Source organism: Magnetococcales bacterium, assembly GCA_015231925.1.
In the GTDB taxonomy this organism is placed as follows: Bacteria; Pseudomonadota; Magnetococcia; order Magnetococcales; family JADGAQ01; genus JADGAQ01.
The window spans coordinates 1-11,250 of sequence record JADGAQ010000139.1 but is presented as its reverse complement, the minus strand read 5'-3'; the positions used below and the strand labels follow the sequence as shown (position 1 = coordinate 11,250).

The window sequence follows — 11,250 nt, the reverse complement described above, 5'->3', positions numbered from 1 at the left end:
GATTGGCTTGGTGTGGGAGCAACTGGCCGGGGGGGCAACCCCCCGGCCTTTTTTTATTCTTTTGACTTTCAATATTTTCCTTTAAGTATCAAAAAAAGGAAATGTTCTATCCTTTGACTTTGACTTATCTTTTTTCAATAAATCTAAATAAGCTCCTTCCCAAATCCTGAACAACCTGATGATCCAGCCCGCGCCCGGCGTCCACGTCGGCGAGGGCTTTGCGGGTCAGGCGGTCGTGTTCGGTTTTATGGGGGGGCGGTGTGAGGATTGGCAGAAATCAAAGTATCGATAATTGAAAATTGTTATGCAAAATTTAGGAAAAATAATTTGCTGTAAATTTCTTAAAATATTAATAACAATATTTTCTATATTTTTATTTTATTGACCATTGATCGCAATATGGAATATGATTCTCTGTCGAGGCAGAGTTACAAACATTACTTAGTTGGAGAATCCAAAATGAGGATTACGATTGTAAACACAATTGTAAACACAATAGAGACTTGCACCGTTTCCTATACTATTCATAATAATAACCAACCGTCAGCATCAAACAGAAGGCAAGCTGTAGGAAATATTCTTTCTAATGCTGGATTTGCTCCGACTGGAAACCAAACAGCCTATAAGAAAACTCCATGCGACGCTAAATGTTGTGAGGCCATCGCCAGATCTTTAGCCGAGGTCATGGCACACGGTGATTTTCTCCTGGTAGAATATACAAATTCACATAGCATGGCTTGGACATTAAAAACTTTTGTTGATGCCGGATCTTCTGAGCACAAGGCTATTGTTAATAAAATAGATGAAATAGGGTCTGAAAATGTTATACTCATCGAGCCAGGAAAGCCATAAATAAATACTATTCTTAACTGTTGGATTTCTTCCGTTCTCCTCCAAACCATGCCGGGAGGCACCCCCCCGGTCTCCTGCCAGAACCTCTCCAAACCACGATCTCTCTTTATCTTGAGCAGTTGGCAAGTCTGCGCTATGCTGATCCACAAGGGGAAAGCCGTCGCAGATGACCACCATCACCCAGATTGGAAAGATCCGAATCAGCATTTACGCGGATGACCATAATCCGCCACATTTCCACATTGCTTCCCCTGATGCGGAGGCCATCGTCCGCATTCGGGACATGGCGGTCATCGGTGGAGGGGAAACCCACCCCCACATCAAAATCGCCATCGAATGGGCCAAGGAACACCGCGTAGAAATCGCCCTGGCCTGGATCGAAATGAACGGATAGGGACATACCCTCATGCCCACCCCCCGCATCGATACCGTACAAGCCCTGCCCGGCACGCTCTCCATCGTGGTGAAGTGGCGTGACGGCGGGGAAGATACCGTGGACATGTCGTCGATCATCCGGCGGTCCGCGCCGTTGGCTCATCTGGAAAATCCGCAGCTCTTCTCCCAAGTCGAGGTCATCGATTGGGGATGCGCTTTGGGTTGGCCGGGAGATATCGGATACGGAGCCGATACCCTGCTGGAGCAGGTTCGGCAGCGGAATGTGCGAATCGCGGGGTGAACGTCCGGGGCTTCGCTCCCGAAAAATGATAAAGGAAACGTCAAAGAATAGAACATTTCCTTTTATTGATACTTAAAAGATAACATATTGAAAGTCAACGGATATAAAATAAACTCCCGCTTGGTGGCGGGAGTTTTGCAATTTCCTTAAATGATAAAGGAAAAGTCAAAGAACAGAACATTTCCTTTTTTTGATACTTAAAAGATAACATATTGAAAGTCAACGGATACAAAATAAACTCCCGCTTGGTGGCGGGAGTTTATTTATTTTATCAGTCAACGGATCAGGATTACTTAGGCTTCGGCCCGGCATCCTTCGGCACTTCTTCGAAATCCACCCGGAAATTCACCGCCTCCTGCGGCGGATCGATGAACACCACCTGGAACGGCATCTCATCCCGTGGCCCCACCTTGGGCACCTTCAGCCGCTCCACATTGCTCTGCAACGCCAACATGTCCCGCAATACCTTCTCTTCACTGGATAAATCCGTACCCGTCAACACCCGATCCGGAACCGCACGCCCCGAAACCAGATTCTTCCCCGCCGCATCCACCAACGAAACCTTCACCATCTGCGCCCGCTGCGACCGCTTCTCCTCGTTGCGCAACAACCCATCCACCCGCAACAACGGCGCGAACTCGCTGCCCTGCCAACTGGCCTCCGCTCTCACCACCGCAAACGGCCCACTGCCCCCCTTCCCCGAAAGAAACGAAGCCAGCAACCCGCTCCGATAACCATACCCCCCCACCAACACCAGCAACAACAAAGCCGCCACCAGCCAAACCTTGGAACGCACCGAAGCATTGTCCAGGAACGAAGGCGGCGTCTCCTTGCCCACATCCCAAACATGATCCCCACCATCCAAATGGGCGCTCAACATCGCCTCATGGTCCGCGGACGGCATCTCCCAGGCCATGTCTTTGACGGGATCGAGTCCAAGATGATCGAAAACCGGATCATCCCGCCTCATCCCGCCCGGCTTGCTCTGCAACATGGTGTCGGCATCCAGATCGATGTCCCGATCCAGATCCTCCGGACGGGTCGCCACCTCGTCCAATTCCACAATGTCCTGCAAATCGCCGTCTTCTTCCTCCCAGGCTTGAGCCGTATCCTTGCGACTCGCCGTCGTGGGGGGACGATCCATCTCCTGCTGACCGCCGGCCTCCAGATCATCCAATGCCTGCAAATCGTCTTCATTCAGCATCAGGTCCGCCGACAGCCCCGACCCGTCGTCGTTCCCACCCGCAGACAAATCACCCAGATCCATGTCATCCATGGCCTGAGCCAGGGCATCCTCTTCGGAGGCGGAACCCTCCGCGCCCTGATTCAACAGACGCTCCAGATCCGCATCGCTCAGATCATCCACTTCGCGCCCGACAGCGGCACCCGACCCGGCCCCAAAGTCCTCATCCAGCCCGTTGATCTCTCCCGCGTCCATCCCGACATCCGCAGCCGCCGCCACGGGAAACTCATCCTCTTCCTCCGCCGACGCCTTTTCCAACGAAGGGAAGGAGCGCTCCCCCCCCTCTTCCTCCGGATCATCGACGTCAACAGCCCCCGCAGAAATCTCCGGCTCATCATCCGAAAAATCGTCGAGGTTAAAAGCCCCCGCAGAAATCTCCGGCTCATCAACCGAAAGATCGTCCACGGAAAAATCTTCTTCAGCAGGAGCCTCCGTCACGACCTCTTCCGCAGGCTCCTCCGCTTCGAAGGCCTGGGACGGCATCTCCGTGGCCAGAACCGCCTGCAAATCCGCATCGGAATCCGCATCCAGATCGAAGGCCGCCGTCAACTCCGGATCCGCCGGCATCTCTTCGGCAGCAGCCAACGCCGCCAGTAAATCGTCTTCCTCTTCCGAGACGGCATCTTTTTCCGTCGTGGACAGAAGTGCCGCCAAATCCTCCTCTTCCGCAGCGGATCCGAAACCCTCCTCTTCCGAGGCAGCCAAGGCCGCGGCCAGATCCTCATCCGGCGAATCGGCGCCGCTCTCCGCCTCTTCCGCCAACAAAGCCGCCAAAGCCTCGTTATCCGCTTCGGAAAGACTCTCCTCCACGTCCGGCGACAAGGCGGCAGGGGGCTCCTCTTCCGGGGAGAGATCCTGCATCCAGGAATCGTCCTCCACCGCACTCTCCTCCTCTGCGGGAGGGGCGGTTTCGGCAGGGGCTTCCACCACGGGAGCAACCACCGGGGGCAGCGTCGCCACCGGTTGCTCCTCTCCCGCCTCGGCGGAAGGAGCCGCCTGGAAAAAGATGTGCTTGCAACGGGAGCATTTCAGCTTGCGCCCCTTGGTACCCAGCAGGTTCTGGTCTACCTCGAAACGACTCCCGCAGTTCTCGCACTGGACGATCACCCGTCCTCACTCCTCTGGGCAAAAGGGCTCATCACGATACGGACATCATATCGCATTCTCCTCCCGTTTGCAGGGAGGTATCCCTTCAGGCGCAGCATCTCCCGTGCCAACCCCCATCTTGCCCGATTTTCCCCCGAAATGGCCCCTCATGCAGCCCGTTTGCATTATCCGGGTTGAGATAACCGGGTAGGCGGACTACCATGGGGGATGCATCACATGTTTGCCAGGGAAAGGTTTGTGATGGTCGAGTTTCATAATGTCACCATGCGTTACCCAACAGGATACGAGGCGCTCAAAGACGTCTCGTTCATGTTGCCGCGTGGTTCGTTCCATTTTCTCACCGGCCATTCGGGAGCGGGCAAGACCTCCGTGCTCAAGCTAATCTATCGGGCGGAGGTGGCTTCCCAGGGCCATGTCATGATCAACGGACGCAACATGGGCAAGCTTTCGGCGCGGCAGTTGCCCGAGGTGCGGCGCGGCATCGGGGTGATTTTCCAGGATTACAAGCTGCTCTACGATCGCAGTGTCTTCGACAACGTGGCCCTGGCCATGGAAGTGGCCGGTCACGATCCGGCCCGCATCAGCGTTCAGGTGGCGCGCACCCTGGAGTACGTCGGTCTGGGGGAACGCATGCACTTGAGCCCCATCGCCCTCTCCGGCGGGGAGCAGCAACGGGTGGCCATCGCCCGAGCCATCATCAACCGGCCCGCGCTGGTCATCGCCGACGAACCCACCGGCAATCTGGATCGCGCCATGGCCCGGCGCATTCTCTCTCTTTTTCAAGCCATGCACCGTCAAGGGACCACGGTTCTGCTGGTCTCCCATGACGAGGAATTGGCAGCGGAGACCGGCCATCCCCGCATTGCCCTGGTGAGCGGACACCTGACCGTGGTGCCTCCGTCCGCCCGGTTCCAGTCCAGGGTTGCAGCCTCATGAGCGACCAACCGACCGAAAGCGGCAGCGAAGCCCGGGAAGCGGAGATGGCCAGTCTCTCTCCGACGGAGAGTGCAGCCTCCGCAAAAACCGACGCCAAGTCCCAACGGGGCAAAACCCCGAAAAAGGTCGGCGTTTCGGCGGTCTATCGCTATCGCCGCGCCTTGCAACGTGCCTGGCGCTTTTTTCACGAAGGCTCCCTCTCCCACTGGACCACCACCATCATCATCGCCATCGCCCTGACCATCTACGGGGTCTTCTCCCTGCTGCTGGAAAACGCCCAGTCGGCGCTGGATCACTGGCGCGGGGATCGAACCATCACCGTTTTTCTCAAACCCCAGATCACCGGGAACAAGCTCGACCGCTTTCTGGATCAACTGGCCTTGCAACCTCTGGTCACCGGCATCAATCCCATCTCGCCCGACGAGGCCTTGCGGCGTCTCAAGGAGATGATGGGCACCGAAGCGGGTCTGCTCGACGGCTTGGAAGAGAATCCCCTGCCCTATTCCGTGGAATTCACCCTCAAGGAGGACAACCTCCTGGAGGGTGAACGTCTGGCCCGCAACCTCTCCACCTGGTCGGAGATCGATGCCGTCTCCTGGGATCAACAGTGGGCCAAACGCCTCTCCTCCGTGATCCACAGTTTCCGTTACGTCAGCCATGTCCTTTCGGCGTTGTTGCTCTCGGCGGTGGCGCTCATCATTTCCAACACCATCAAGCTGACCATCATCGCCCGGCGTGACGAGGTGGAGGTGATGCGTTTCATGGGCGCCACCAACGCTTTCATCAAGACGCCTTTCATCTTCGAAGGCGTGTTGCAGGGCCTTTTCGGAGCGGTGCTGGCCATGGCCTTCACCCATCTGCTCTATCTGGGAGCGCGGCAGGTGGTGCGGGATCTGGGGCTCTCCTTCGGCGTGCATCTGGTGTTGAATCCCCTCTCCTGGAGCAATCTGGGCTTGATCGTGGGGTTGGGAGTGGTGTTGGGTTTGGCGGGGGCATTGTTGTCTCTGTCGCGTTTTCTAAAAATATAGGTAACTATTCAGGCCCCTGCACAGCGCAGCATGATCGTGTCAACGGCGAAAGGAAAAGTCCCGGGGGTGCCCCCTGGACCCCATGGGGTTGAACGTCAACAGCGAAAGGAAGAGTCCCAGGGCGCTGCCCTGGACCCGTCGGGGGGGATAATCCCCCCCGAACCCCCATATAACTGAACAGATACAAATCTAGAGGAGTATATCGCTCATGTCATCGGTCCCGGCGGGCTTGCACTATACCAAGGAACACGAATGGTTGGCGTTGGAGGGTGATCAGGCCGTGGTGGGCATCACCGACTTCGCCGCCGGACAATTGGGAGATGTGGTTTTCGTGGAATTGCCGGCTGTCGGAACACGGCTGGAGATGGGCAAGCCTTTCGGGGTGGTGGAGTCGGTGAAATCGGTATCCGATCTCTTCGCCCCGGTGTCGGGGGTGGTGACGGCAGTCAACGAAGCGCTGCGCGATGCCCCCGAGAAGGTCAACGAGGATGCCTACGGCGCCGGCTGGATGATTCGCCTGCAGTTGGAGGAAGGCGCGGACCGGAGTTTCCTGATGGACGCCGAAGATTACGGCAAGCTGATTGCCCACTGAGCAGTCCATATGGTCTTTAAGTAGCAAGAAGGGTTGGGGGGTCAAGGGGGGAGCTCTGCTGCCCCCCTTGGCCTTTGACTTTTTCCGGCCTCTTTTTTCAACCCGATTCAATGCCGTTCTCAAGCCATGACATGGATACGCGCCCACCAGCAAGGCCTGGTTCTCAAATGGGCGGAATTGAACGAGCGAGGGTAATCCAATGCCGTTGCCACGAATTGTCTCCGTCGCTCCGGGAGAACGACCCTACACCCTGCACATCGGCTGGAAAGCCGGAGGGGAGAGCCTTGTGGATGTTTCAACGTTGATTGAAACGTTCCGGGTTTACACCCCGTTGCGACAATCCATCGAATTGTTCAAACAAGTTCGAATTGGGGAATACGGAACGGATATCGTGTGGACCGAGGAGGTGGATCTCTCCGCCGAAACCTTGTGGCGGCTGGCCCAGGAACAATCCCAAATCACCGTTGAAACCTTCCAAAAAGGAAACGTCCTGAGAGAACAGCAGAGTTCCCACAACAAGGTTGCGGTATTTTTGTGATATGTTTTGACTTTCAATATTTTATCTTTTAAGTATCAAAAAAAGAAATGTTCAGTCCTTTGACTTTTGTTTGACAGTTATTTGTGTTTCTTTCCTGGTAACTATGCAGACCCCTGCACGGGGCAGCACGATCGTGTCAACGGCGAAAGGATAAGTCCCAGGGGTGCCCCCTGGACCCCATGGGGTTGAAACGTCAACAGCAAAAAGGAAAAGTCCCAGGGCGCTGCCCTGGACCCGTCGGGGGGGATAATCCCCCCCGAACCCCCGTATATCTGAACAGTTACCTTTCCTGTAACGATTCTGGAAGGGAATTGTTAACGGAGAAAGTCAAAGGACAGAACATTTCCTTTTTTTGATACTTAAAGGATAACATATTGAAAGTCGAAGATTATCTGCTCAGCACCGCCACCGCCTCCACATGCACCGTATGCGGAAACATCTCGATCGGCGTCACCCGCTCCAAACTCCAGCCCCCCTTTTGCAAAATGGCCACATCCCGCGCCAACGTCGCCGGGGCGCAGGAGACATAAACCACCCGCTCACACCGGCTCACCCCCTTCACAACACCCCCCAAATAACGCGCCACCGCCACCGCACCGGTTCGCGGCGGATCCATCACCACCACCTGCTCCCGTCCCCAGGGCAGACTGGCCACCTTCTCCGGGCGAAACAGATCCAACTCCCGCCAGCTCAGAATGGAGAGGTTCTCCCGTTCCCCGTTGTGACGCGCCGCCTGCAACGCCGGAGCGTAACTCTCCACCCCTAACACCTCCGAACGTCCCATCGCCGCCAACGGAATGGTCAGATTGCCCACCCCGCAAAACAGATCCCATAAACTCCCCCGACCCGTCCCCACCCCCGCCCGGGTGGTGGCCACCAGGCGTTCGTTCTCCTGGGCGTGCCCCTGAATGAAATCCCCGGGCCCGAAAGCCACCTTCATCCCCGCCACCCGATAATGCAGATACTCCCCACCCACCAGGCGCTCCAGGGTGTGTTTGCGACCCTGTTGCAACCACAACCCCGCCAGCTTCTGTTCCCGTGAGAAACCCATCAGCCGCTGCCGATCCGCCGGAGAGGGCGACTCCAGAAAATGGAACACCAATCCCACCCCCTCGAAGCCCACCACCCCGTCCACCTGGGGCAACCCGTCCCCTCCCGCCAAGGTGGAAATCAGCTCCCGCAACGGTGTCAGCAAGTCGGACAAGCGTCCGTGCAACACCGGGCAACTTGGCAGATCCACCACCCGGTGGCTTTCCGGAGCGTGGAATCCCAGCAGGGTTTTCCCGGTGCGCCGATGCACCTTGAGGCCCGCGCGAATGCGATAGCCCAAGGGCTGATCCGGCCAAACCAGCGGCGCCACCTTTTGCTCCGCATCCGCCACCCGTCCCAGCCGGCGCAGGGAGTCCACCAGGAAATCGCGTTTGGCGGCACACACCGCTTCGGGTCCGAGATGCATCAGTCCGCAGCCGCCGCACTCCCCGTAAAGGGGACAAACCGGCTCCACCCGCCCCGGACCGGGACGAAGCACCTCCACCAATCGGCCACGGGCCAAACCCCCGCCGCCGGGCAACGGTTCGTAGCGGATATCGTCTCCCGGCGCGGTCCCCGGAATGGCCACCAGCCCGTCGGGAGTGGAGACACATCCCAATCCGCCGGGCAGCAGGCGTTCGATGTGGCCTTCAAGGATTGATTGATTTTCAGCAGGATTCACGGTATTGCAACTTTCAGGTGATAAAAATGTTATAATTTTTTGACTTTCAATATTTATCTTTTAAGTATCAAAAAAAGGAAATGTTCTGTCCTTTGACTTTTCTGTTTATCATTTATCTGAGATGTCTTAAAACAATCACTCTACGGTTGGGCAATTGGTTAATACTTATCATCGCTCCAACGTCGGCATCAATCGAAAGAATGCCTCACATTTATCAAGAACGCTTTCGATTGATGCTGCTCGAAAAACTTCAGTATTTAATTGTTCGCATCCATTTGATACACAATCAATCGCTGTCTTTTCCCATAAACGTTTACATGGCCAAGTCTTCATTTCCCTCAAAAACGGAGCAGAGCATTTTAAATCTCGCAATCGCTCCGCCAGATTGACGGCAAAACCAACCTTAAATCGACACGGATCATGATCCGGCTCTAACAGGACAAAATAGAAAACTCCTTTGTCTGGAGTATATACAGTTCCTGCACTATCATTAATACCTTCATAATCTTCCTCTTTTATATTTCTTACAAGTTCATTTTGAATCAATTCGACACTGCTTTGTGGAATATATGATACCATCTGACCATGCCTATTTGGACTTTGTAAATTCTTCTTTTCTATGCCGAGGCGAGCAATAATTTTAAAAATTGTTGTCTTTTTCTTGCCGAATTGACTGGCAACGTCTATTACGGAAATATAATCATTTTCATTAATGTCCATTAATGATCCCTCTCCACTTGCTCAAAATCACCCATCAGTTCCGGCAGATCCCTCGCCCCGTGAAGTATCCGCAAAACCAACGGGGGAACTGTTTCGGCATCGTACACCAACACATAAGGAAAGTTCGTCAGGAACAATACCCGCGCAGGAGAATCAATCAGTTCGGATCGTTCCCGACCCGCCCGTGGATGGGCGCCAAGGAGAAGTGTCGCCTTGTCGATGGCAATCCGAAAGGCTCGCGCAGCCTCTGGATTGTCCGCCATAATCCATCGCGTTGCCTCCAGTATATCCCGCCGAGCTTGGGGAGATAACCGGGCAGGTTTCATTGCGAAGATTCTTCGATCATCCGATCCACTTCCGCCAGCACATCCGCCGCCTCGCAAGCTCCCTCCCGTTGGGTCTCCTGGCGAACATCATCCAGCATGGCGTTGAAATGTTTCCGACGCTCCTCTTTCTCTTGAAACATCTTCATCGCGCTATAAACAACCTCACTAACCGTGTTGAAACGTCCGCTGGCCACACATCCACAGGCAAACGATTCAAGTTCCGGAGTAAGATGGATGTTGGTTGACATGTCACCCTCCTCACAGGGGTTGCTGATTGCAATATCTTTTTTATATTTATCTGAAAATCTGTGGAAATGATAACAGAATAAGTCAAAGGACAGAACATTTTCTTTTTTTGATACTTAAAGGATAAAATATTAAAAGGCCGGCCTTTATTCCTTCCGCCATGGCGGTCTGGCTCTGGCCATCAGGAGATGATCCATCAACACCAGGGCCATCATGGCTTCCGCCACCGGCACTCCGCGAATGCCCACACAGGGATCGTGGCGACCTTCCGTCACCACCTCGCAGGGTTTTCCGAAACGGTCCACCGACAATCGCGGCAGACGAATCGACGAGGTGGGCTTGAAAGCCAGCCGCACCACAACCGGCTGCCCCGACGAGATGCCCCCCAGAATGCCGCCGGCCCGATTGGCCAGAAAACGTACCGACCCGGCATCCTCGCCCGGCACCATCTCATCGCCCATGAGGCTGCCCCGCAAACGGGCGCTCTCCATGCCCGCGCCGATCTCCACCCCCTTGACCGCGTTGATGCTCATCATGGCCTTGGCCAACTCCGCGTCCAACCGGTCGAAAACCGGCTCCCCCCAACCGGCGGGCACCCCTTCGGCCACCACCTCCACCAACGCCCCCACGGAATCACCCTCCTGACGCAGGGTCTCGATCAAAGCGGCGAACCGGGGCGCAGCCTCGGCGTCGGGAGTGAAAAAGGGGTTGCGTTCCACCTCCGCCCAATCCCACCGATTGCGGTCGATGGCCTCCTCGCCCATGGCTATCAGCGCCCCACGCAGTACAATCCCTTCCCGACACAGCAGTTTGCGGGCGATGGCCCCCGCCGCCACCCGCACCGCCGTCTCCCGGGCCGAGGCGCGTCCCCCGCCCCGATAGTCCCGAAAACCGTATTTGGCGTCGTAGGTGTAATCGGCATGGCCGGGACGGTAGCGGTCCTTGATGGCGCCGTAATCCCGGGAACGCTGATCGGTATTCTCGATCAACAGGCCGATGGGAGTCCCGGTGGTGCGCCCCTCGAAAACCCCGGAGAGAATCCGTACCCGATCCTCCTCCCGACGCTGGGTGGTGAAAGCGCTCTGGCCGGGACGACGACGCTCCAGATCCCGTTGCAAATCCGCCTCCGTCAGCTCCAATCCGGGAGGGCAGCCGTCCACCACGCCACCAATGGCCGGGCCGTGGCTTTCGCCGAAGCTGGACAGACGAAACATCCTCCCCATTGCGCTGCCGGACATGCTACGCCTCCCCTTTTTCGCCGTCTTTCACCACCGC

Annotated in this window: 13 protein-coding genes; 7 read left to right on the top strand and 6 right to left on the bottom strand. The window is 56.0% G+C overall.

Annotation, left to right across the window (positions count from 1 at the left end):
* Window positions 1–459 precede the first annotated feature (459 nt).
* The 3 genes from HQL56_14130 to HQL56_14120 all read left to right on the top strand — a co-directional run bounded on the left by HQL56_14130 (window position 460) and on the right by HQL56_14120 (window position 1,528).
* On the top strand, window positions 460–852 hold the full coding sequence (locus HQL56_14130; GenBank protein ID MBF0310657.1) for a hypothetical protein: 393 nt from the start codon (window positions 460–462) through the stop codon (window positions 850–852).
* Between the two features lie 166 nt (window positions 853–1,018).
* The gene (locus tag HQL56_14125) at window positions 1,019–1,246 is read left to right on the top strand and encodes a DUF4160 domain-containing protein (protein ID MBF0310656.1); all 228 of its coding nucleotides are present in this window, start codon (window positions 1,019–1,021) and stop codon (window positions 1,244–1,246) included.
* 12 nt (window positions 1,247–1,258) lie between these two features.
* Window positions 1,259–1,528 (top strand): DUF2442 domain-containing protein, encoded by a 270-nt coding sequence (locus HQL56_14120; GenBank protein ID MBF0310655.1) that lies wholly within the window; start codon window positions 1,259–1,261, stop codon window positions 1,526–1,528.
* 289 nt (window positions 1,529–1,817) lie between these two features.
* On the opposite strand, the gene HQL56_14115 is transcribed toward HQL56_14120, so the two are convergent.
* Window positions 1,818–3,878: a zinc-ribbon domain-containing protein gene (locus HQL56_14115; protein MBF0310654.1), complete on the bottom strand. Its 2,061-nt coding sequence runs from the start codon at window positions 3,876–3,878 to the stop codon at window positions 1,818–1,820.
* Between the two features lie 240 nt (window positions 3,879–4,118).
* Here HQL56_14115 and ftsE point away from each other — a divergent pair, with 240 nt between their 5' ends.
* The 4 genes from ftsE to HQL56_14095 all read left to right on the top strand — a co-directional run bounded on the left by ftsE (window position 4,119) and on the right by HQL56_14095 (window position 6,972).
* Window positions 4,119–4,814 (top strand): cell division ATP-binding protein FtsE, encoded by a 696-nt coding sequence (ftsE, locus tag HQL56_14110; GenBank protein MBF0310653.1) that lies wholly within the window; start codon window positions 4,119–4,121, stop codon window positions 4,812–4,814.
* Complete coding sequence (locus HQL56_14105; protein MBF0310652.1) at window positions 4,811–5,842, top strand: ABC transporter permease; 1,032 nt, start codon at window positions 4,811–4,813, stop codon at window positions 5,840–5,842. The genes ftsE and HQL56_14105 overlap by 4 nt, the downstream gene beginning before the upstream one ends.
* Before the next feature lie 208 nt (window positions 5,843–6,050).
* A complete protein-coding gene (gcvH, locus tag HQL56_14100) occupies window positions 6,051–6,434 on the top strand; it encodes a glycine cleavage system protein GcvH (protein ID MBF0310651.1) in 384 nt (127 codons plus the stop codon).
* Between the two features lie 199 nt (window positions 6,435–6,633).
* The gene (locus HQL56_14095; GenBank protein MBF0310650.1) at window positions 6,634–6,972 is read left to right on the top strand and encodes a DUF2442 domain-containing protein; all 339 of its coding nucleotides are present in this window, start codon (window positions 6,634–6,636) and stop codon (window positions 6,970–6,972) included.
* A 388-nt stretch (window positions 6,973–7,360) separates the two neighbouring features.
* Here HQL56_14095 and rlmD read toward each other — a convergent pair whose 3' ends face one another.
* From rlmD to aroC, 5 genes are all read right to left on the bottom strand, one after another.
* Complete coding sequence (gene rlmD, locus HQL56_14090; GenBank protein ID MBF0310649.1) at window positions 7,361–8,683, bottom strand: 23S rRNA (uracil(1939)-C(5))-methyltransferase RlmD; 1,323 nt, start codon at window positions 8,681–8,683, stop codon at window positions 7,361–7,363.
* Window positions 8,684–8,851: 168 nt separating this feature from the next.
* Window positions 8,852–9,403, bottom strand: a complete 552-nt coding sequence (locus HQL56_14085) for a hypothetical protein (protein MBF0310648.1) — start codon at window positions 9,401–9,403, stop codon at window positions 8,852–8,854.
* Window positions 9,403–9,729 (bottom strand): type II toxin-antitoxin system RelE/ParE family toxin, encoded by a 327-nt coding sequence (locus tag HQL56_14080; GenBank protein ID MBF0310647.1) that lies wholly within the window; start codon window positions 9,727–9,729, stop codon window positions 9,403–9,405. Before HQL56_14080 ends, HQL56_14085 begins: the two co-directional genes overlap by 1 nt.
* On the bottom strand, window positions 9,726–9,977 hold the full coding sequence (locus HQL56_14075) for a type II toxin-antitoxin system ParD family antitoxin (GenBank protein ID MBF0310646.1): 252 nt from the start codon (window positions 9,975–9,977) through the stop codon (window positions 9,726–9,728). The genes HQL56_14080 and HQL56_14075 overlap by 4 nt, the downstream gene beginning before the upstream one ends.
* 144 nt (window positions 9,978–10,121) lie before the next feature.
* Window positions 10,122–11,213: a chorismate synthase gene (aroC, locus tag HQL56_14070; protein ID MBF0310645.1), complete on the bottom strand. Its 1,092-nt coding sequence runs from the start codon at window positions 11,211–11,213 to the stop codon at window positions 10,122–10,124.
* Between the last annotated feature and the right edge of the window lie 37 nt (window positions 11,214–11,250).